The organism is Amycolatopsis orientalis DSM 40040 = KCTC 9412 (assembly GCF_000478275.1).
Lineage (GTDB): Bacteria > Actinomycetota > Actinomycetes > Mycobacteriales > Pseudonocardiaceae > Amycolatopsis > Amycolatopsis orientalis.
Window position 1 is genome coordinate 1 of sequence record NZ_ASJB01000061.1, and the last position, 24192, is coordinate 24192.

4 protein-coding genes are annotated in these 24192 nt (G+C 71.1%); 1 reads left to right on the forward strand and 3 read right to left on the reverse strand.

Annotated features, from left to right (window positions below):
- Window positions 1–1107: tetratricopeptide repeat protein (locus L324_RS19690; protein ID WP_037310367.1), on the forward strand; the 1107-nt coding region annotated here is incomplete at its 5' end.
- Between the two features lie 9 nt (window positions 1108–1116).
- Here L324_RS19690 and L324_RS19695 read toward each other — a convergent pair.
- The 3 genes from L324_RS19695 to L324_RS19705 form a co-directional block, all read right to left on the reverse strand.
- Window positions 1117–1374, reverse strand: coding sequence for a hypothetical protein (locus L324_RS19695; RefSeq protein ID WP_235783582.1), 258 nt, complete (start codon window positions 1372–1374; stop codon window positions 1117–1119).
- A 121-nt stretch (window positions 1375–1495) separates the two neighbouring features.
- The gene (locus L324_RS19700; RefSeq protein ID WP_037310374.1) at window positions 1496–1921 is read right to left on the reverse strand and encodes a hypothetical protein; all 426 of its coding nucleotides are present in this window, start codon (window positions 1919–1921) and stop codon (window positions 1496–1498) included.
- A 139-nt stretch (window positions 1922–2060) separates the two neighbouring features.
- Window positions 2061–24176 (reverse strand): WXG100-like domain-containing protein, encoded by a 22116-nt coding sequence (locus L324_RS19705; protein WP_162835870.1) that lies wholly within the window; start codon window positions 24174–24176, stop codon window positions 2061–2063.
- Window positions 24177–24192 lie beyond the last annotated feature (16 nt).

The window sequence follows — 24192 nt, forward strand, 5'->3', positions numbered from 1 at the left end:
AACCGGCTCGCCGACTGGCTGGTGCGCACGGCGACGGCGGCGGGCCACTACTTCCAGCCGTCCGACGGGACGAGCCCTCCCCCGGTGCCGACGCCTTCCTTCGACGATCATGCCGGCGCGGGCCGCTGGCTGGAGGTGGAGCGGAAGAACTGGCTGGCCGCGGTCAAGAGCGTCGCCGCCCGCGGTGACCATCGCCCGGTCCTCGACCTGTCCGAGTCCATGCACTGGTACTCGGAGATCGGCGGCACCGCGAGCACCTGGTACGACGTGTTCGCGCTCGCCGCCGACGCGGCCGTCGCGATCGGCGGCAAACGCGAGGAGGCCGTCCACCGGAACTACCTGGCCTGGGTGCTGACCACGCTGTGCGATCAGCCGGACGAGGCCGCCAAGATGGCCCGGCGCGCCTGGGACGCGGCGGTGGAGGCGGGCGATCGCCGCGAGCAGGCCTGGGCGCGGGTGTACCTGTCGAACGCCCACCTCCGCGGTGGCGAGCTGAAGGAGTCGGCCACGCTCTTCGACGACGCCGTGCGCCTGTTCGAGGAGGCGGGTTATCCGCTCGGACTCCATGTGGCGCGGGCGATGCGGGGCACCTACCTGTACCGCAACGGGCGGTTCGACGACGCCGCCGTGGAGTTCGAGGCCTGTGTCCGCTACTTCGAGCAGGGGCACGACGGCGCGAGCACCCCGGTGGACGAAACGACCTACGCCTACCTGCTGCTGCGCTCGGCGCAGAACCTGACCGCCCTCGGCTCGGCCGGCCTCGCGCTCGCCCAGTACGAGACGGCGCTCGCGCTGTTCTACCGCCACGGGGCGGCCATGGGGCAGGGCCGGGCCCTCCAGGAGATCGGAAAGCTCCTGCGCGGCCAGGGGGATCCCGCGGCGGCGCGCGATCGCCTGACCAGGGCCCTGGCGGTGTTCGAACGGATCGGGCTGACGCAGTCCCAGGTCGACACCCTGTGCGACAGGGCCGCCCTGTCCGACGAGCAGGGTGACCCGGCGTCGGCGCGGGGCGATCGGGAGCGCGCGTTGTCCCTCTGCGACCGGCTCGGCCGGTCCGAAGGCGCGAAGTTCCGGGAGCGGCTGACAGGGCACCTCAACGCCTCGTAGGTCCCGCGCTCAGGCGGAGACGCGGGTCAGTTCTTCCCAGGTGATGTGCCCGAGCAGGACGTCCTGGATGGTGTAGCGGGGCGCGGGCTCGAATTCGGCGATGGCGGGCTGCCGTTCGGCCCGCGACATCCCGGCGGCCTCGGCGATCCGGCCGCCGAGTTCCCCGGCGTCCAGCTCGCGGATGTCGTTACGGGAGACGTAGACGGCCACCATGTCCTCGTCGGACCGGGCGGGGCGACCGGGGAAACCCTGGATTCGTAGCGACACGTCAACTCCTTGGTGTTGAGCGGGTTCTGCGACTCTTCGTCCAGTCAACGCGATCCGCGTCCCGGTCACCATGAACAACCACCAGCAGAAGGACCGGAAGGAAAGTCCCGCCGGGACGCGGTCAGCCCGCGCTCCACACCGGCCGCCGCCCGGCGCCCGGCGGCTCCAGCACGAACCCGGCCGCGCGCCGGACGACGTCCGCCGCCACCGGGCCCGCGGTGGCGCCCCGCGCCCGGATGTGCGCGAGCAGGCCCGGTTCCGGCGCCAGCCCGTGGCGCTCCAGGTAGTAGGTGACGGTGTCGGTCCAGACCCACTCCCCGTCGGTGACGAAGTTCGACGGCACGACCGCGGTCCGGTCCGGGTCGACGACGTCGTCCAGCAACGACGGCGTCACCAGGACCGGGGTACCACTGGCCAGGTACGCGACGAGCGCCCGCAGTTCCGCCGGGTCCTCGATCCGCGGACGGCCGGGCGCGAACCCCGGGCCGGTTTCGGGGTCGACGACGTCGAACACCCTGGCCAGGGTGAACTCTCCCGCTGTGGTCACCGGCTACCTCCTCCTGAAGGACATGGGTTGGCGACCCCAGCACACCGGACCCGCCCGCCGCGCACCAGGCAGGACAGGCGGCAGAAACGTCGTTCCGTGAATGCCTCCTTGAGGGACTCTGAGTCCCTCAAGGAGGCATTCACGGAACGACGATCGACGGCACCAGGATCTCGAAGATGCCGGCCTGCACGTCCGGGTCGGCCGGTACGTCGGCGGGCACCTGATCGAACACGTCGACCAGGGCCTGGTACTTCTCTTCGTACGTCGGCTTCCCGCCGCCACGCTTCTCGGTGGAATAGAGGAACCGGTGCTCATTGCCCACCAGCAGATGCTCACCTTTCACCACGGCCACGCCGGTCAGCTTGTCGTAGCCTTCCTGCACCTCCTTGGTGGTGTCGTTGACGAACTTCGCCTGCGCGCTGTAGGAGGAGAAATCCGCCTGGTAGTACTGGTGGAACTCGCGGAACAGGTTCCGCACGTCGGCGGCGGTCGGTGTCCCGCCGCCCGGCCGTCCCACGCGTACGGCGAGCCCGCGCACGAAGTCGTAAACGCCCTGCGCGGTCATCCCGCCCATGTCGCGGAAGTAGTAGCCGAACGGATCGGAGTCGACGAAGGCACGCACCAGCTCGAAGTCGCGCCTGCAGGCCCACAGTCCCTCGTGGCGGTTCATGTACTGGATCGCGCCGCGGTGCTCGGGCTCCCGATCGTGACTGACCTGCGCGTCGCCGTACTGGTTCTTGGAATTCACCTTGTCCATGTCGTGGAACAGGATCGCCTTGACGACCGCCTCCCTGGTGACGAACCGCTCGGCGTCCTCCTGGCCGGAAGTGAGTGTCAGGTACCGGTTGAGCACCATCTGGGCGTGCTCGCCGAAGGTGTTCGGTTTCGTCTGCCCTTCGGCCCGATCAGGCCTCCCGGGCTGGGGTTTGACCGTCTCGGCGAATTTGCGTCCCAGCTTGGCGTGCTCGTCGGTGACGCCCTTGTCCAGCTTCGAAAGCAGCTCGTCGAGAATCACCTTGCCGGACAACGGGTCCGGGTTGCCGAGCTGCTCCGTGATCGTCTTCGCCAGTTCGCCGCCGATGCGCCGGTGCTCGTCGAACACGGACGGATCGTGCTTCTGTGTGTAGCCGAGGATGTGCTCGTCGCGCCAGCTGGCGTATTCGTTCTCGTAGGGCGTGCCCTCGATCATCCCGTCGGCGAGTTCGCTCTGCCGGGTGTCGAAGTCGAGCTTGATCCTTCGCTCGTCGGTGGCGATGGCGGACCCGATCTCCGCCTGCGTGGCGTAGTCCGGCAACTGCCTCATGAACTTGTCGGCGTCGTCACGGCTGACCGCGGTGAACTGCACCTTGTCCAGGAGCTTCGGCGTCTGGAGCAGGCCCTTGGCCTTCTCCGCCAGCGTCCGGCGGAACTCCGGGCTCCCGAACCTGGCCGAGTTCTTGTGATTCAGCTCCTTGGCCAGCGCGTCGGCCACGGCCGCCAGCTTGGTGTCGAAATGGGCGCCGAGTCGCTCTTTCCCGATGCCGTAGAGCTCACTCTTGAGGACAGGCTCGGTGGCCTTGGCCAGGATCCGTGCCTTGAACTGCGCGGCGAAGGCATCCGGGCCGATCATCACGGTCGTTTTGCGCAACAGCTCCTTGAACACCGGGTCCTTGACCAGGTCCTCGGCGATGACCTGGGTGAACTCCTCGGCCCGGAATCCGGTGAGGAAAGCCTTCGGGCGCTTCTCTCTGCCCTCTTCCTTCTGAACCTTCCTCGGCCCGTTCTTCTCTTCGTCTTTCTTTCTTCTCTCCTCTTCCTTCGCTTGTGCCTTCTGCTCGATCTCGGCGGCCCACGGGCCCGCAAGTTCCTGGAACCGGCCCTGGACGACGCGGAATACGACGCCCCTGACTCCTCGTCCGAACTCGCCGTGCCGGATATCCTGCCCGTATCCCGCGGCCAGTGCCGCCAGTACGGCCTCGGCGACGGCGTCCGCCGCCCTCGCCGGGATCTCCGGATCAGCCGTGATGGCCGCCTTGATCTGCTCAGGGGTATCGGTGCGGGGTACGGCTTCCTGCCCCTCCGCTACTTGCCCCTCCGCTTCCGGCTCGTCCGTTACCTGCCCGGCCGGCTTCTTCAACGCCGCGGCGAGAACCGGCTGCGGGATGTTCAAAGACCTGTTGAGCTGGCTCGTCACTGTGGACCGGAGATCCTCCGCGGTTATCGGGACCCCGTCGCCGACCTCCTCGCGGATGACCGGGTCGAGCTTCGCCCACAGTCTTTCCCTGAACTGATCGACGAGGTCCTTACCCGGACCATGCGTGTTGAGGAAGGCGTTCATCTCGGCGGTCCGGCTCTCCACGGTGTTCGGTTTCGCGCCCTTGGCGGATTCCTTGCCGGAATCGGGAATGACGTCGGCGGGCGGGCTGAAGAAGGCTTCGGGGGATTTGTTCCAGGTGTGGTAATGGTTGCTCAGCGTCCTCGCCATGGCTCGCAAGACCTTCGCGTCATTGCGGAAGGACTTCTGCCCCTCGGCGTCCCAGGTGAACCACGGATCGTTCTCCCGGCCGAGCGCGGCGGAATCGAAGTCCGGGCGGAGACCCAGTCGGACGTAGAGGTCGGCGATATCCTCCTGACGGCCCGCGACTTCCGGCATGACGGTCACCTTCCCGCCGACGGTGTAGGTGACGAGTGAACCGTCGAGCACCTTCCGCTGCAGCTTTTCGAACTGCGTGCCCCGCAGGCCGAACTGATTCGTGTCGCCGTTCTGGTCGACGTTCATCGACAGTTCGTTGTCCTTTGACGACGACTCGACCACGGCCTGCTTCGTGACCTTCGAGAACTCGTCGAGCGGCACGAGGAACGTCCTCAGCATCGGCTGCATATGGTCTTCGCGGTTGCTGTCGGTCTCGTACTTCGAAGTCCATTGCACGGCCCGCAGCGGCCGTCCGCCGCCGACCCAGAACACCTTCGGCCCGGTTTCCCCCTTGCGCCTGCCGCTGAACGGCGTGACCACACCATTCTCGTCCTGGTGGACGTCCTTGTTCTCCGAGTCACGGCCCGCCGGATTGAGAATCGCGGTGTAGAGACGGACGTAGTGTTGTCCCCTGATCGTCTCGATCTCGAACTCACCGCGGTGCAGCACCTTGCGTTCCTGCTTCCCGATCACGAGCACCGTCGAGCCGGGATAGCCCACCTTCGGCCGTCCGATGTGGACGTTTTCCCTGGTCCCCAGGTAGGTGTCGGCGCCGTCGGCGTCCGCCCGCAGGAGATGCACCGGCTTGCCCGTCTTGTCGCCGTGGCTGGTCCAGGTGCCGTCCTGGTTGATCACGTGGACCAGTACGCCGGCGAACCGCGCGATCGCGCCGAGGTCGGTGCTGTCCGGGTGCAGCCTGGCGAAGTCGCCGAGGAGGCCGATGATGCGGGTGTGCTCGCGCAGTGGCTGGTCCGACAGGCTGGCCACCAGGGCCTCGCGGAAGGCATCGTGGGGTGTGTCCCCCTCCACCAGTACCGGTTCCAGGCCGTGCACGCGCAGCACGTCGCGCTGGGCGGAGTACACGGCACCCCGGTTCAGCACCTTGCCGGGATACGGATAGCTGACCACGACGGAGTTGATGCTGATCGACGATTTCGACGACAACTGGGACGAGTTCCGGTTGACCAGGGGTGGTCTCAACAGCGTGGTTGTCACTGGACCACCGGAAGTGTCCGAAGTGGACTTCGGCGCCGCGTCCGGCTCTTCGTCCACAGAGGACACGTCGAACGTGATGACGGCTCGGCGGCGAGCTGTTTCCAGGGTCTGTCCGGCGGAGAGGGGGCCGACGTCACTCCCGCCCGACCGGCTCGTGATGGCGATGCCGTCCTCTTCGAGCGGCGGATCGTCACCGCGCAGCCTGTCCAGTTGCCCGTCGATGGCCCCGCGCAACGCCACTTCGGTGGCGTCGGCCCGCGCCTGACCGGTTCTGACCGCCTGCTTGATGCCGAACGGTGAACCGTTGCCATAGCCGGTGACGGTGACGGCGACGAGTGGCATCGGCAGATCCCGCCCGGACCGCCGGATCGCGGTCTCGGCGATCCGGGTGGCGACCGAGTCGAGTTTGGGCAACTCGCTTGCCGGGACCACCTTGGACCCGGCGGGGAAGGCGACTTCCGCGGTCACCCGCTCGGCACCGGCGGGCGGGTCGTCCGCCGCGAGCCGGACCACTCCGTCCAGATCGGACACCGGCTCCCCGGCGGCGTAGCCGGGGGGAAGTTCTTCCGTAGTCCGGTTTTCGCTGTCTTCCGGCCCGATATGCGCGCCGATCCGGTGCGCGTCGGGCGGGGAACCGGTGAGATGGACCCAGTTCCCGTCCGGCGCCACGACCGGGCGTCCCGCCGCGTCGACCCCGGCCCGCCCGGTCACCACGAGATGTCCCGGACCGGCCGCACCGGGCACGAAGTACACCGGACCGTCCGGGGCGACGGCGTCCACGTCGACCCCGTGTGCCCGGAGCTCGTCCAGCACCCGCGCGGCGAACGACCGGCCGCCACCGGTTCCGGCACCACAGGACGCGAACATCAGCGGCTTCACGCCGTCCCAGTGTCCTTCGTCCTTGGCACGCACCAACATCGTGGCCACCTCGGACGGGCTCAGCGGCATGCTGCCCGCCCCGGAGGCCCGCACCGGGGCGCCGTTCGCGTCGCCATGCGCGAGGAAGGTGAAGAACCTGTCGTCCGCCGGATAACCACCGGCGACTCCGGCCAGCCGCGGATCGTCCAGCCTGATCCCCCGGTTCCCGTCGAGCGGGACGGTGGCGACGTCGGCCGGGTCCGTCACCGGCACCAGCGCGTCGAAAACGGAGTCCGTGACCGTCGCTTTCGCTGTGGCTTCCACCGCGGGCTCGACCGGGCCGTCGGCCGGATCCGGGATGACCGTGGAGACGAGGACATCGGACTCCGCGCCGGTGGCGATCACCCGCAGCCGGGCGTCGTCGCTCAAGCCGTGGCGGGAGAAGGACGACCGCAGCTCCGCCGCGATCGCGGCCAGGCGTACGTCACCCCGGGCGCCGCGGACCTCGACCGGCGGCGGTGTCGGTTGCGCGGCGACCAGCCCGGCGAACTCGTCGAGATTCGCCTGGACGGTTTCCGGCAGTCCGATACCGTCGTCCTGCTCGGCCCCGAACGGCATCGAGCCGGGGATGGACCGTTCGATCAGCAGGCCCTCCGCCGTCGGCACGACGTCGAAACCGCCGGGGACCTGCCGGAAGAGCGGCGGGTCGTCGTCGCCGGGCACGAGGTAGGAGCCGTGCTCGGTCACCTCGATCTCGGTGCGCCCGCCCGCGGCGAACCGGAACCGCAGCCATCGGCCATCGTCGGTGACGACGGGCCTGCCGTCCTCCCGGAAACCGATCCGACCGGCGACGACCAGCTCGTTCCGCCCGGGCTCGCCTTCTCCGCCGGGGGTGGACCAGACCGCCGTGTCCCCGGCGTACGCGCTCGCGACGATGTCCTGATCCGCGAGGCTGTGCAGCACCGTGGACACATAGCCCTCGACGTCCGGCGAACCCAGTCCACAGGCGACGAACCGCAACGGCTTGCCGTCCGGCCAGGCACCCTCGCGGGAGAGGCGGGCCAGCAGTTCGACCATCACCTCCGGGGTGATCGGCCGTCCCTGGAATTCCGGCATCCCACTGGGACCGGTGTGGGCGACCACGGTGTAGAACCGCCGATCCTCGCGGAGGCCTTCGACGGCACGCCGCTGCCGTTCCCGCGCGTCCGGATCGTTCGCCGGGTCGTCGAGCCAGATCCCGGCGTCGTCCCCGAACCGCGTCGCGCCGCCCAGGACGGAGTCGGCCGACGCGGCGACCGGCCCGGCGACGATCTCGTCCGGTCCGGGCTCGGTTCCGACGGCCTCCCGCGCCGCACCGCGAGCCGACGGCACCACGACGGCACGGTCCTCCAGCACATGCTTCCCGGCCATGATGCCGTCGCGCTCCACGAACCGCACGAACTGTTCGATCGTCAGGTAATCGAACTGGGCCTTCTTCGGATCGCTGACCACGAACATCCGCTCGCCGCCGTGTTCGGCCGCTTTGAGGACCATTTCGTGGCCGGTCGTGAAGATCCGGACGCCGGTACCCGACCGGACCCGGTCCCAGAATTCCCCGGCGGACGTGGCGAGGTAAGGCGACAACGGCCTGTCGGGCTCCGACCAGTGCTGGCCGCGGTAGGCCTCCCGTGGCGTGGGCCCGAGGGGCTGGTACGCGGCATCGCGGAACCGGACGTCGTCCGTCCCGGTGGTGCGCCTGCCCGGCCGGTCCAGGGCGACCGGCAGCAGCAGGGGAACGCTCAGTTCCCAGGCGCCGGATACGACCTTCCTGGTCAGGACCGGTACGGCCGAGCCGTCGCCCCGGTTCAGCCAGATCACCGCGGCGAGTTTCTGCATGGTGCGGCTCCACCGGGTGGTGAGGTCCGCCCAGTCCGCGCGATGACCGGGGCCGGTGCTCCCCGCCGCGGCGAGCCGGGTCGCGCGCTTCTCGATCTCCGCGAACCGTTCGCGGGCCTCGGCGACGCGTTTGGCCGCCAGGTCGCCGATCGACCTGCCCAGCGGGCGATCGCGGCGGTCCAGCCGGTCCCGCGGCGTCCTGGCCAGCTGGTCCTCCACCCGCGCGACCACGCCGCGCCCGGCGAGGAGCAGCCCCGCGATGGTCGGGACCACGGCACGCAGGTCGGTGTTCGTGGCCGCGGCACCGCAGGTGTTCATGAAGTGCTGTTCGTCGTGTCCGGTGGCCGCGAACAGGCTTTCCGTCAGCGCGGCGGGATTTCCGAGCAGGGCCTGGAACAACGGATCCTCGCGCAGGGTGGCGCGTCCCGCGTGGCCGAGGTTCGTCAGCCCCAGCCGCGCCAGGCGCGTCGGCAGCTCCTCCCCGGGCCGGTAGCCGATCCCCCGCACGGTCGAGTGTTCGGCGGTGAACGGGTCGCGGCCCGCCTCGACGTTCACCGCGAGGTCGCCGAGCACCTGCTGGAGCCGGTCGATCGACAGCGGCTGCAGGACACGGCGGTCGCGCACGGTCTTCAGGCGGAACCGGGAATTGTCCGGGACGTCCCGCTCCCGCGTCGGCACCAGCGACGTCACCAGTACCGCGTCGTTGACCAGCGACCGCACGCTCGCCCGGACCTCCGGGTCCGCGAGCCCGCCCAGGCTCCGGTCGATCCGGCTCAACGCGGCCGAAATCGCGGGCGAACCGAAAACGGTGCCGGTGTGGTTCTCCAGACGGCCGCCCTCGGCCAGCCGCGACAGCTGATCCAGCCGCGCACCGAGATCCTCGGTCGCCAGATTCGGCAATCCGTCGAAGGCGACGTCGTACCGGTCCGCGAAGTCGTTCGCCTCCGGTGGCCGGACGTCATCCTCGTCGAGTTCGATCGTCCCGGCCTGGCCTCCGCCGTCCGTGTCGCCGAGCCCGTGGTTCTCGGGCACGGAAAGCGGGAACCCGGCGCCCCCGGGCAGCCGGGGCCGCTCCCGCGCCGAAGCTTCGCGCCACTTCTCGAAGACCGGGTCCAGCTCGACCGGATCGTTGCCCCAGGCGAGGACGTCGGCCGTCGCCCTGGCGACCCGGTCCCGCGCCGCCTCGAGCGCGGTTTCGGACTCCGCGTGGCGTTCCGCGTCCCGGGAGCTTCCCGCGCCGCCCGGCGCGAGCCGCGCGGTCAGTTCCGCGTGCGCCGCTTCGGCCCGGCTCAGGTGTCGGCGCGCACCGAGGAGATCCGCCCACGCGTCGCTCCTCGTCGCCGGGAATCCCGCTGTGCTCAGCAGTTCCGGTGCGGGACCCGCCGTTCCGGCGGCGTTCTGGTCGAGGAGTCCGGCCCAGCTCGTGGCGTCCCGCCGCCAGGCCTCGGCGAGCACCGAACCCGGCGACGGGCGCGGCGCGATCTCGACCGGTTCGGTGATCTCGCCCGCCGACTGCTCCAGCGAACCCCCTGGCACGGTCAGCAGTTTCCAGACCGTGGGCGGCAAGGTGACCGGCCGGACGGCGTCGCCTTCCCGTCGTTGGTAGGTGATCGTCCGTACCTTCGACGCGAGGACGGGATCGTCGACGATGGTCTTCACCGCCGCGTGCCAGACGAGGGGGGCGTCGGGATGCCGGTCGACGAGGGCCTCGACGGCGGTCAGATGCAGGTCACCGTCCCGTTCCCGCAACCCGCGGGCGAGGACGCCGACGACCTTCTCGGCCTGCTCGGCCACGGTCCTGGCGCCCGAACCCGGTCCTGGCCGATCGCCGGCCGCGGGCGGATCCGCCTGGCGCAGGTGGATCACCGTCGGCTCATGCCATTGGGCGGCCCTGGCGACCTCGACGACTTCGAACGTCGAACCCGGCGGCAGGATCCGCAGGTCCCCTTCCGTCACGGCGAGGGCGTCGTCGATGACGAACGCGACGTTGCCCTTCCCGCCTCCGGCGACCAGCACGGCCGGTTCGGTGACGAACCGGCCCTTCCGGAACTCGTCCAGTTCGGCGGCCGAACGCCAGGTGTTCACCGTGATGCGGCTCCGCGTCGTCGCCTCGCGCAGGGCTCGCCTCCGGGCACGCACGACCAGGTCGCGGTGCGCGCGCGTATCGCGGCTCGCCAGATCCGGCGCCAGTTCCCCCGCCTCCCGGATCACCTTGCTCAAGGTGACCTTGTCCTCGAGGAAACTCGGGGGCGGGCCGTCTCCCGGCGGACCGGTGAACGGCGTGCCGATCCGGGTGGGCGTGGCATCGATCTGCCGCAGGCTCACGCGCAAGGTGTCACCCGCCTCTTCGACCGTGAGCACCTTGAACTCGGTCCCCGGCGGAAGCAGCACCTCGCGTTCGCTGGGCCGATTGGACGCCGAGGCGATGAAGGCGCCGTCGTGGACCTCGGCGCTGACGATCACCTTCTTGCCTTTGTACAGCCGGTCGTCGCCCTGCATGCCGCGGAAGAAACCGCTGTCGGTGTACCGCTCCCCCTTGACGAACAGTTCCTTGGCGACCGGCACCGGCAACCCCATGACCCGGGTCACCGGCCCGGAATGGCGGGCGGGGAACCGGGTGACCGCCGAAGCCAGCAGCCGGGTCAGCGGTGCCGCGTAAGCAGGGCTTTCCTTGCCCGCCAGGTAATTGTCGATGGCAGCGGACCGCGTATGCGAGTAGGCGCGGAGGGCGGCCAGCTCGGCCTTGCCCGTCGAGGCCAGATGCGGGTGGTCCTGGAGTACCCGCGCGACCTGCTCGAGATATCCGGTCATCTCCTGCTGGGCGAGGAATTCCCGCACGTCCGCTTCGGTGGCGACGTAGCCCGGCTCCCGTTCGGTGCCGCGAGGCGGCTGCCGTACGGGCCTGGGATCGTCTCCGGCGAGCGCGTGCGCGCGGTCCGAGAGCAGCAGGAGATTACGCGGTTCGAGGACGACGTCGCCGGTGATCGCGCCCGCGGTCATCAGCCCCGGCCCGGTCGCGACCCGGCCGGCGCCGTCGGCGTGCTGGAAGACGGGCGCGTCCTTCGTATCGACGAAGTATTCGTCGTACAGGCCGAGGAAATGACCGAGTTCGTGGGCGAACTGGACACCGGTCCCGTCCGAAGGCCAGTGCCGCTGGTCGGCCGGGGTGCCGGGGCCGGTCACGAAGACCGTGCCGTGCGCGTCTTCGCGATCGGTGAACTCGACCTCGACCAGCAGCTGCTCGCCACCGGGCAGCTGGTAACCCTGGTTGTAGTGGTCGTTCACCGCGGCTTCGACGCGGTGCCGGAAGTCCGCGGTGTCCACTTCGGACCGTCCGGGATCGTCCAGCCGCAGCCGGACGGTGTGCAGCCGCACCCGCACGGGGTCGTGGCCGTCGCGGTCGACCGTGAACCGGCGCAGGTCGTACCCGATCGTCGCCTGCCACGGCCGTCCCGAGCGGGTCAGCCCGCCGTCCTCGGAGCGGACGGTCACCGCGGGGGTCTCCCGGTGTGCGGCCCCGAGGTCCTGCCGCGTCACCGGATTCGCGACGCGGTGATCGACGGCCACCGCCGGATCAGTGGCGCGCCACCACTCCCGCATCGCGTCTTCCCGTGTCCACGGCCTGCCCGCCCGGCGGGTCACCGAAAGCGGCGTCCCGCCGACGGCGAGGCGTACCTCCGGATCGGCGGGTACCGGCGCGGCCAGCAGCAGCGCCACGGCCGGACCGGCGAGCGCGGGCGGCTCCTCGGCCGGGCCGAGCCGCCGGGTGATCTCGTCACCCACCCTGGCCAAGGTCGCCGCGGGCGGAATCCCGGCCTCGTCCGCCGCGGCCGCGGCGAAGGCCCGTTCGAACCCGCCGGAGGCGGTGAACAGCGCGTCGGCCAACGCCTCCGGGTGACGCGTCAGCTCCCGGAACAGCGGATCTTCACGCACGGTTCCGGCCACGCCCGGCGGCGTGTCCATCAGCGTGAGTTCGACCAGCCTGCGTGGCAGCGGGGCGTTCCGGTCGTAGTCGAGTCCGCGCCACGGCGAACCTTCGGCACCGAACGGATCTTGTCCACTGTGGAGGATCGCGGCGACTTCGGCCAGCATGCTCCGCAGCCGTTGCGGCGTAAGGGGTTCCAAGACCGTGTCGCGCGCCGGGGCCAGGGCGGACACCAGCAGGGCGTCGTTGGCCAGCGCCCGCACCTGCCGCGAAAGCAGCCGGAGCCGCGAGCGCTCCTCGGCGGTTTCCGCGGCGTCCGCCCGTTCTTCCAGCTCGCCGAGCGCGGTGTCCAGCTGCTCGACGGGAAGGGTGAGATCCGGTGCCCGCCTGATTTCGCCGGTGCCCGCGAGCCGGGAGAATTCGGCGAGCGCGGTGTCGAAGTCCTTGCCGGACAGGCGGAAATGCGGGAAGTCCGCGGTGGCCTCGCGATAGCGCGCCACGAGGTCCGCGGCCGGGACCGGGTCTTCGCGCCGCGACGGAGCGTCCGGGACCGGGCCCGTCGGGAAGGCCGGATCGACCGGCCGGACCGTGATGTGCGAAGCCCCGGTGCGGAGCGTGCGTTCGAGGTCGGTGGGGCCCTGGACCCAGCGGCCTGCCCGGGGCGCGGGCGCCCCGAAGACCGCCGAATACACGTCCTGCACGAAAGTCGTGCAGTTGTGGCTCGTCAACCGGTACTGCCGTCCGGAGAGCGCCAGTACCCGGTCCAGCCCCCGGATGACGTCGTTCGCGCTCGCCAGGTATTCCGCGCTGTAGGTCGTGGGCTTGTCCTCCGCCGGTGCCACGGTGACCGTTCCCGGCACCGTGGCCCACGGCGGCGAAGGAGGATCCTGCGGCGCGAAATCGATGAGGGTTTCCCCGCCGAAGGGATCGTGGATCTCGATCCAGGCGTGGCCGGTGTACTGCGCGGCGACATCCCGGTGCCTGGTCTTCACCTGGAACCGGAACACCGGCCGGTCCGCGTTCAGCAGCCGCATCCGGTCGAGCGCGTCCGGGAGACCGGACCGCAGGAGGTACTGGGCGACGGTGCGCTGCCGCACCTGTGTTTCCGGGTCCTGCGTCTGCGAAACCCTTTCGTTCAGCCAGTTCTGGACCGACTGTCCGATCGGGACACCGGCGTCCGCCGGTTCCGTCCGCACATATCCGATCGTCGCCGACTCCGCCTTCAGATCGTCCTGCTGATGGGTGAGCCGGATCGGCAGGTGTTCGAGAACGAGACCGTGGGAGCCGGTCGCGGTCGCCAGGGCGGTGCGCAGCGCGGCTTCCACGTTCGCCCCGCGCCGGGCCGCGAGGTCGGCGTCCTGTCCGCGTTTGACGACGATCTCGATCCGCCGCCGGGCGGGCGGCCGGGTCAGCAGTTCCTCGGCCAGAGACCGGACGAACCCCTGGAGGGAGCCGGGATCGACGGTGTCCGAGTCGCCGCGGAACCGGACGTCCGCCGACGGGTCCAGCGGGGCGATGTCGCCCGCTTCCTCGCTGGCGCCGATCGCCTCGCGCAGCCGTTTGCCGAGGTCGCCGGGTCCGGTCGCCAGCCAGCCCGCCGACGGGGCCGGCGTACCGGTGGCGCGTTCGAACAACCCGGCGGCGAAGTGCAGGGAGTTGAACGACAGGGGCTGGTGCGGGGTTCGCAGATGCCGGAGCGCGTGATCCAGGGCCCGCACCGCGTCCTCCGCGGAGATCCACACCTCGTAGCTCGCGGTCGGGGTGTGCCCGGTGTCGCCGAGCCGCACCGCCGGGTTTCCGTCGGTGGACGGGCGGAACTCGATCGACTCCTTGGCGCCGCTCGGCAGGACGAACTCGGTCCAGGTGTGGCCACGGGTGCCGACCAGCGGGGCGAGCCGGGGCGCGGGGGAACCGGGATCGACCGACAGCCGCAGCACGATCGTCTTGACGTCCGAGGTGCCCGGCGACAGATGCCGGTCGAGATACGCGACCAGCGGTGACGACGCCCAGAGCCCCGGGTCCTCGCCGAGCCGCGACGCCGTCCGGGACAGCCACGACGTCACCGTCTCCTCGGGCAGGAGACCGAGTTCCGCGCGGCTGTCGCCGTCGGCGCGGACGAGCGCCAGCGTCACCGAACGCCGCCGCTGGGCGGGATCGGCCGAGACCAGCGGCGGGAGACCGTCCCGCGGTGCGGCCACCGGCTTGACCACCAGGGGCGCCCGGCCCTCCGCCGGCGGGGGCAGCAGCGGGCGCAGTGCGGCGGCCACCGCGTTCGCTCTGGCCAGTGCGGTGTCGGGACGGCCCGAAACCGCGTTGCCGTACCCGGTGACCTGGATCCAAGGTGACGGCAGCGAAGGATCGCGCGCGGTCATCGCGTCGGCCGCCGCCGGTGCCCAGGCGGCGAACCGCACGACCGACGCGCGGGCGTCGTCGTCCAGGACGCGTGACCGCTTGGCGAAGGTGACGGCGGTGTCGGCGGTGTCGGCCTGCTCCGTGACCGGTTCGCCTTCCTCGCCGGGCTGTCCGGCGATCTCGACGAACTCGCCTTCCTTGTCCACGTTGACGGCGGCGAGCAGCTGGACGAGGTTGATCGTCTCGGTCGGGGCGTAGACCGTGCGGTCGTGGCCCCGGTTCCTCAGTTCCCGGCGGAAGTCGTAACCGCCGCCGCCCGGCCGGTTGAGCTTGCCGGATTCGCAGGCCAGCAACACGATCGGCGCTTCCGGCCGGGTTTCGAGCGCCTGCCGGAACCCCTCGTCGCCGAGGGCCAGCGCGGCGAATTCGGTGCCGGTGACCCGCTTCGGCAGGAAGCGCCCGGCCACCTTGATCCGGAACATCTCGGGACCGGAATGGAGGAAGAGGAAGATCGGCTGTTTCGCGGCGACCGGGGAGGCCCAGGGCGCGGGGCGGCTCACCGACTCGGCCGCCGTCGGCTGCGCCGAAGCCTCCTCGCCCGCCCTTTTCGGGAGCAGGACGTGGTATTCGACGACCGGCCGCGTGGCGGTGGTCCTCGCCCATCCGGTGGCGGTCCTGGCGTCACCGGGTTTGCTCGGGAACGCGGTTCCGACGATCCGGTCTTCGGCGCCGAGCATCGCCGACGTGACGGGCGCCCCCGTCTCCGGTGTGTGGACGACGGTGGTCTCGGCCACGGGACGGTTCGGGGTGGGCCTCGACGCCGTCCTCGGGTCGAGGTCACGGGTCGCCAGGTAGCCGCCGTCCGACGTCCGGACGATCCGGACCGGCCGCCGTCCGGCGGGGCCGTGCCCGACGTCGTCCCCGTTCTCGGTCACGACATGCAGCCGGACCCCGAAGGCTTCGGCGATCTTCGCCGCGGTCGCGGTCCGCAGGGTCGCGCCCAGCGCCCGCAGTTCCGCCTGCCGGGACGGCGAATCGGGCTCGACGGTGGCGGCGATCGCGGCGATCAGGTTCCCGGTCACCGGCTCCCCGCCGACCGCCACCTCGGTCTTGCCCAGCCGCGTCAGGGTGTCCTGCTGGGCGGCCGTGAGCCCCGGGCGTACCGGTACGGGCGCCGTGGCAAGGAAATCCGCCGACGGCGACAGGACGACCAGCACCGGTTCGCCGTGCTCGGGGCCGAGGGTGACGGTCGTCCCGTCTTCGGTCAGCAGCCGCACCCGGACGCCGAGCGCGACCGCGGCCTCCTCCGGGGTGGCGTGGCGCAGGGACGCGGCTCGTTCCCGCAGTTCCCCTTGGCGTGCGGGGGAATCGGGGGCCAGTGTCCGGGCGATCGCCTCGACCAGGTTCGCTCCGACGGTGTCGCCGCCGACCTGGACGACCTCGCTGCGCTCCCGGCTCAACGCGGTCCACTGCGCGTCCGTCAGCCCGGCGCTCGCGGCGGGGTTCACCGATGGCGTCCCCGGCAACGGGTCCTGGCCGGGGTCGGTGAGGCGGTAGCCGGGGCCCAGCTGGCTCTCCAGGACGTGCTGGATCATCCAGGCGTGGCGCGGCAGGAGTTTCGGCGTCACCCCGGGCTCGGCGACGGCCTTGCCCATGATGCTGCCGTCCCCGGTGACGACACCGGTCGTGCCGTCGTCCTCCCGGCTGAGGAGCACCCGGTCCTTGTCGTGTTCCTCGTCGCCCGCGCCGAGGTAGTGCAGCACCTCGTGGGCCAGTTCCTCCGGGGTGGCGTCCGAACGCCAGTTCGTCTGGGTGGTGCGTTCGTCGTCCCCGGCGACGACGTCGTACGGGCGGTAGCGGGGGTTGCCCGCCGCGTCCGTCAGCCGGTCGCCGGTGAACTCGACCCGGACGTGCAACTGGTCGCCGTTCGGCAGGCCGTGGCGCCGGTTGATCAGCCTTTCGACCCCGGCCACGGCGCGGTCCCGCAGCCGGGCGACCTGCTCGTCGGAGACACCGCGGCCGGGGACGAGGTTGATCGGCACGGTGAACTCGGTGACGCCGCGCCCGCCGACCTCGAACCGGCTGACGCCGTACCGGATCACGCCGTCGTAGCGTTTGTCCTTTCCGGACAGCAGCGTGGTCAGCACGTCGGCGGTCTCGGTGGCCACCGCCCGCCTCGGCGTGGTCGCCCGCAGCGGCTCCCACCGCGCCGGGTCGAGCGGATCCGCCACCGAGAACCACCGCGCGTCGGTGGCCCGGCTGTGCCGCCACTTCTCGTCTTCGGGAGAACCCGGCTGCGCGGTGAACCGCGCGAATTCGGCGTCCAGCGCGCCTTTCGCCAGCCACCAGGCATCCTGTTTGCCGTCCACGAAATCCAGCCACGCGGCCTGGAGCGCGGCCTGGGTGCGGATCAGCTGATCGGTCGCGGCGACCCGCTGCTCCCGCGTCTCGGCCGCCTCGGCGCGGGCGTCGGTCAGCGTTTCCCGCCGCTCTCGCAACACCTCACGGAACAGGTCGCGGCGAAGCTTCGCGTCGGCCCGTTCCCCGGTCAGCCTGCTGACGTCGTCCAGCGCGGCCGCGAGATCCTGGTTCGCTTCGGCGAGCTCCACCCGCCGGCGGGCCGCCGCCAGCGCGGACGAAACCTCCTGGAAGGTCCGGGCCGCGCCGTCGGCACCCTGGGCGAGATCGTCGAGGTCGCTCTCCGTGGCCTCCAGCAGGGCCAACCGCGTCTCGGCGGCGTCGGCGTCCGCGGTCACCTGATCGAACCGGAGCTGGGCGGCGTCGGCGACGGTTTCGGCGTCCCGCAAGGTTTTCTCGGTCTCGCGGGCGTACTTGTGGTGCCGCTCGGCCAGCGGTTCGGGATGCCGCACCCGTGCCGCGTCGACCGTGGCACGCCAGTCGACGTCGACCCCGAGCCGTTCCACCAGCCGCTCGGCCCGCCTGCGCTGGCCCAGCGCCCCGGTTTCGGCGTCACGCCACGCCTTCGCGGTGCGGGCGACCCGGCTCTGGCGTGCCTTCAGCACGCGCGGCACCTTCCGGCCGGTGATGTCGGCCAGCTTGTCGATCGGCATCCGGACGTCCGCCGAAGCCGGCAGCGGAACGTCCACGACCCGGGTGCGGCCGTCGACCTTGACCACCACGCGGTAGTCCACGTCGAACCGCACCAGCGCGGTCCGCCCGACCGGTTTGAGGTTCGCGACGGCCGACACCGTCGTGCCGTCGACCGTGGCGTCGGCGGGCTCGCTGGTCCAGCGCGCGTCGGCGCCGGTGGCCAGGCCGCCGATGTTGCCCGGTTCGTCGACCGGCGTGACCGTCGGTCCGGTGACGCCCATTTCGCCGACCTCGACGACCTTCCGCTCCGCCGACCGGGCCGCCGTCACGTTCGTCGGGTTCTCCAGGTTGACGCCGTCGCTCAGCGCGACCAGCTTCGGACGGCCGAGCCGGGCGTGCACCTCGACGTCCGCCCGCTTGCCCCGCAGGACGGCCGCCTCCCGCAGCGCGGGCACGGGCAGGCTTTCCCTCGTCATGGCGGGCAGGAACGCTTGCAGCAGCTGAGGACTCAGGCTCGACCAGAGGGCGTTGACGGTACTCGTGCCGTAGCCGGTGATCCCGCTGTCCGCGCCGGCCTCGGTGAGCGTGGACCGCACGACCGCCCGGAGCCGCTCGGCGGCGCGCACGGCTTCGACCGACGCCATTTCCGGCAGCTCGGTGACGGTGCCCTGCCGCCACCGCGTCAACGCGGCCGGGGTGGCGTCCTCGGGTGACAGCGGGAGCGGTCCGGCTTCTTCGGCGGGGCCCGTTTCCTTGCCGGTTCCCGCTTCCGGGGTCAGGTTGTCGGCCAGCAGCCGGATACCGAGGGTGCGCTCGCCGGTGGTGGCGGACACGACGGGCCTGCCCTCACGGTGTACTTCGAGGGTGAACTCGACCGGGACGTCGAACAGCGCGGCCGGTCCGGTCCCGGTCCGCAGCTGCGTGATCTGCTCGGTGAGGACCTCGGTGGTGCCGGTGGTCTTGATCGCGCCGATCCCCTTGGTGACCGCGCCGCCGACCGACGTCGTCGTCTCGCCGCCTTGGTATTTCTCCTGTCCGCCCGCGCGCAGCGCGGCCGACCACGACGTCGCCGTACCCTCGGCGCGGATCTTCCGGACCGCGCGGACGGTGCTGTGCTCGACGGTCCGGCCGTCGTTGACGACCTCGCGGAAGGCCGGTTCGCGGAGGGTCTTCGCGGTCAGCAGGATCTGATAACCGCTGTCGGTGAACAGTTTCGGCAGATGGGTGTGCAGCGGGATGCCGCCGTCCAGCGCGCTGTCCAGCAGCCCCCGCACGCCGTCCGGCGAGACGAGGTCGGTCAGCCGCGCCCAGTTGTTCATCGCGTCGTTCAAGGACACGCCCGGCAGCAGCGGCACCTTGGCCTTGACCAGCTCCGCGGTCAGTTTCGGCACGAGATCGGACAGGTCGGGCAGCCGCTCGACGGCGCCCAGCCCCAGTGAGCCCGGCTTCCCGCGCGGGAGGGTCACGGGGGCGGCGAGCTGTTCGTCCCGCTCCCGGGGGCCCGCGGGAGCGGCGGGCAGGAGCCCGTATCCGCGAGCCTGGTCTTCGGTGAGCCACACCAGTGCCGCGCCGGGGAGGTCGACGAAGCGGGCGGCGCCCCGCGCGTCCGGGCGCAGCAGGGCGGTCTGCTGCCGCGCCTCGGCGAGCACGGTGAACGCGATGTCGAACCGGGCCAGCACCCTCGGCGTACCGGCCGCCGTGGTGACGTTGCGGTCGACGGTCGCGGAGATGTCGAGGCCGTCCGCCTCGGTGGTCGTCTTCGCCCAGGGCTTGACGGTCAGGCCGCCGGTGGCGGAACCGGTGGGATCACCGTTGACCGAGCCGCTCCCCGCCACGCCCACGGTGACCGTGGGTCCCTTGCTCTTGTTCTCGCCGCCGTCGAACCGGAAGCCGCCCGACGCGGACCGTTCCGCGCCCGCGTCGTCGGCCGCGCGGACGAAGGTGGGATTGGACAACCGGGCGACGACGCCGATCCTGCCCACCCGGTCGGCGAGACGGCGGCTGTGGACGAGGTCGGCGCTGACCACACCGTGCGTGAACGACCGCAGCGCCGCCTTGATGGCGTCGGTGCTCAGCATCGCCTGGACGCTGGTCCACGCGTCGCCGCCGGGCAGGGCGAGCGCGCGGTCGCCGTCGGAGGCCTCCACCAGCGCGTCCAGCGCGGCCGAGCCGACGTGCCCGGTGTGGGCGATGCTCTCGACACCGAGCCAGTCGCCGACGGCGGGCGGCGCGAGGGCCTCGATGTGGCCGGTGATCGACCGCGGCGGGTCGAGGTGGCGCACCCGAGGGGCACCCGGCGCGAACTTCTCCGGATCGGCGGGCAGGGTCAGGCTGTCCGACATCCACACCGTGAAGTTCGCCGGGAGGCCGAACGGGCCCTCGTCCTGTTCCTCGGGTGTCGACCAGATCCGTGACACCGCCGGCACCTGCGTCCCCGGCAGTCCGGGCAGCGTCTGCCGGACCATCGCGTGCGCACGGGAGAAACCGGTGATGGAGACGACGAACCGGCCCTGGTGCGCGAACCCCTCCGAGTCGGCGCTGCCGATGGTGAGGTCGGTCGAGTCGACGACCGGACCCGCGCCGGTCCGGGTGCCGCGGCCGCGACCGTACTTCGCCGAGGCCGTCACCGTGGCCCCGAACGTCACCTTGCCCTCGGGTCCGGCCGTCCAGCCCTTGGTCGTCGCGGAGGACGCGCCCAGCGCCGGACCGGTCGCGGTGGCGTTGCGGACCACCCGGCCCGCCGCCCGCCCGAGATGCTCGACGCGCTTCGACTCCAGCCGCACCGTGACGGTGACGTGGTCCTGCTGGAAAGTGCCCTCGCGCTTGAGCGTCACCGACACCCCGGTGGCCAGCAACGCGTCCAGGCGGTTGCGCAGGGCGGCCGGTGAAAGCGCCGCCTGGAGCCGGTGTTCGTTGGCCAGCATCTCCAGCGTCCGCGCCGCGCCCGCGCGTTTCCCCGCGCCGCCTTCGGTTTTCCCGCCCCAGCCGGGCAGCAGGCCGGCGTACCGGCCGATCGCCTGAAGCCTGTCCCGGATCTCGGTCAGCACGGCTTCGGCGCCGTCGAACTCCCCGACCCGGACGTTGCCTGCCGCGAGCCCCGCCGCCAGATGTGCGGGCGGGAACTTCTTCTCCACCGGCGGCGTGATCCCGGCACCGGTGCCGTCCGGGACCGGCAGTCCCTGTGCGGAGGCTTCGGCCATCCCCACCCGGGCGTACACGGTCGCCGTGGTGAAGGTGCTCCCGCCGTCGAGTGCCTGTACCTGGATCGTGGTCTCGAAGCGGTAGAGGCCGATGTCGCCCTTGAGCTGAACGCCCGACTTCGCGGTCGACGTCCGGCCGGACACGGCGGTGTCCACGGTCCGCGCGGAGTAGGCGGCACCCATCCCGGCGGCGACGCGGGCTCCCTTGACCCCGCCTCCGCCGCCGAGTGCGAGGGAGGCGTCGAAGCCGCGTTTGGTGAAGGCCGAAACGGTGGAGCTGGTGGTCGCGGACTCGTGCAACCGCAACTGCGTCTCGGTCGTGGGGCCGACGAGTTCGGCCTTGGTCAGCACGGCCTTCATCCGCACCGCGGCCACCTCGCCGCCGTCCGCGCTGAGCAGGGCTGTCGAGCTGACCCAGCCCTCCAGCATCGCGCCGAAGTTCTCCCGGATCCCGGCGTTCCCCAGGAACGCGCGCAACGCGTCCCGGCCGGGGGCGCCGAACGCCGTGACCGACCGGGGCAGCAACGCGGCGGTGCCGGTGAACACCTCGCCGAGGTCGGTGACCGCCTCGGGGACCGGGTTCTGCAGCCCGCGCCCGACGTCGGCGGCCAGGTCCTTCGCGGCCGACCCTTCAGGCGGGGTAAGGCCGACCAGGTCGTCCGGAAGCCGCACGGTGACCTTGCCGGGAACCGGCCTCGGCACTTCCCCGCCGGTTTCGGCGCCGTTCTCGTCGTGGACGCTGACGGTGAACTCGACACTCAGGCCCACCCGCCGCGATCCCTCGCCGGAGCGAATCGCCCGCTGGTCCGAAGTGGACACCGCGACGGTCTGCGACGAACCGGGCGCCGCCAGCGCGGCCTTGCCCCCGACGGTGAGGTACGGGCCGGCACCGGTCGTCTGCACGGTGACGGCCGTCCCGAGGTCACCGGCTTCGAGGACGGCGAGGTTCTCCGAGTTCGCGGTACCGCCCTGGACCGTGAGATCCGCCTTGGTCTTCTCCCTCGGTTCACTGATCACCTCACCACCGAGGGTGGCGCGGATCCGGACCTCCCGCCTGCCGTTCGCCGTGCGGACGGGGAAGTGCAGACCGCTCAGCGCCGATTCGAAATCGGCGTGGACGGCGTCGCCGATCGCGTCGACCTGATCCTGTCCGGCGCCGGGCAGCAGCCGGGTCAGCTCGGCGCGGAGGTCGTCGATCCCGTCGACCGCGAGCACCGGCGCCGAGCCGAGGGCCTGCCCGGCGGCGAGGAACGGCGGCAGGTCCGCGAGGGTCAGGTCCCGCTCGGCCTTGGCCGCGGTTTCGGTCGTGGTGGTTTCAGTGATCTCGGTGGTTTCAGTGGTTTCGGTGGTCTCGGTGGTTTCGAGGTTTGCGGTCTCGACGGGTCCGGTGGTGGCGGGCGCGTCCAGCTCCAGCTCACCGAAGAGGTCTTCCACGAAGGGCTCGCCGAGATCCAGGTCGACCGCGGGTGCGGATTCGGTGGCGACGGTCGCGTTCGCGGCGGCCTCGGTCTGGACCGAGCTGGTCGTCTCCGGCACGGTCACCACGTCTTCCGAGGTGGTGCGCAGCGGCGCGGGACGGGTACGAGGCCGCTCTTCGTCTTGCTGTTCTCCGGCCGCCCCCGCTTCGGACGACGTCCGGACGGCGGTGGGCGCGGAGTCCTTCGCGACCCTCGTGTCCGAAGTGGACTTCGGCGCGGGCTTCCCGTCGGTGACGGTCTTGGTGTCCGATGTGGACTTCGTGGCGGGCGGGGTCTTGGCGTCCTGCGGTTGTTTGACGTCGGTGGACGCCTTGGTCTCCGTGGTCGTCTTGGCGTCGGACGGGGAGGTCGTCGCGGTGGTCGTCGTGGGGGTCGTGGCGGGTGTGACGGAACCGGTGCCCGTGGTGGCCGTCGATTCCGTCCCGCTCTTGGCGCCTCCGGCCGGATCCGACGTGACCCCGCCGAAGCTCTCCTTGACCGAGGTGACCGCCGAGTCGAGGGCCCGCTCCCCGATCCCTTCGAGTTTGTGGCTGACGGCGCCGCCGACCACGCCACCGACGAACCCCATCCCGTACTCCGCCGCGGACACCGATTCGCCGTTGATGGCGGCCATCGCGGCCTGGCCCATCACGCCCGAAACACCTTCGAAGAGGAAGGTCGTGCTGAATTCGAGGGCCCTGGCGGCGAAGTTGCCGCCGAGCCGGTCGCCCACGTTCCGGGCCAGCACGTCCGGCACCTGGTCGGTGAGCAGGCCGACGGCGTCCTTGCCGAGTTTGTCGCTGTGCGGCGCGAGTACGTCACGCAGGCTGTCGTTGAACGCTCCGCTGCCGTCGAGACCGTGCTTGCCCCAGTTGTCCACAAAGGTGCGTGCGTAGTCCCGGCCGAGTTTCCGCGCGGCGTCGTCGCCGAGGGTCTTGCCGAAAGCGGCGGCGAACCGGTCGGCCACCTCGTCGCTGAAGCCTTCGACCGCCCGTTTGGTGAACGCCGTCGCCGGGTCGGAGAGCTGTCTGCCCGCCCTGTCGGTCAGCGTCCGGCCCATGTCGCGTACCCAGTCTTCGGCGAGTTCGTCGCCGCCCGGCAGCTTGAGATCCTTGACCAGCTTGAGCAGATCGTCGGTGGCGATCTTGCCGAAGTCCTTGCCCAGCAGGCCACCGATCTTGCGGCCCAGTTTCTCCCCCAGTTCGCCGACGGCGCCGCCGAGCAGCCCGCCGACCGCGCCCGAGATCGCCGTCTGCGAGGTGGCGTCGCTGTCCCATTCGTTCCGCTCGTGCTGCAGCCGCTGCACTGCGACGTCGATCAGCAGCCCGCCGGTGACACCGATGAACACCTCGAACACGATCGCGCGGACGAGCATCTTGAACAGGGTGAGCAGGTAGCCGCGGGTGAGGGCGTAATGCCAGGTGATGTTCGCGACCGACGCGCCCGCGGTCACCGCGGAGAGTGCGTACTCCATCGCGATCTCGTAGGCCAGCAGGAAAAGCTGGCCGATCGCGGAGAACTTCGTGTACTCGACGTCCAAGGCGATCTTGCGGCAGCCGTCGGCGATCCCCTTCGTGCCGTCGGCCAGTTCTTCGAGGACGTTCGGCGTGCCGTGGGTGAGCGGGGCCATGCTCTTGTCGAAGGCCTCGCCCGCCTCGGGCATCGACAGCTTCTCGTCGATCGCCCGCTTGACCCTGGCGATGTCGTCCGGAAGTTCCTTCAGCAGATCCGTGACGGTGTCGTACTCCTGCGCCGCCCGCCGGAACTTGTGCTGATTCGCGGCGGGCCAGGAGACCCCGAGGATCTCGAGAAGCGTCCGCGCCCACTCCGGCACATCGCCGAAGTCACTGCGATCAACCCTGATGGGCACGAACACCTCCTGACCG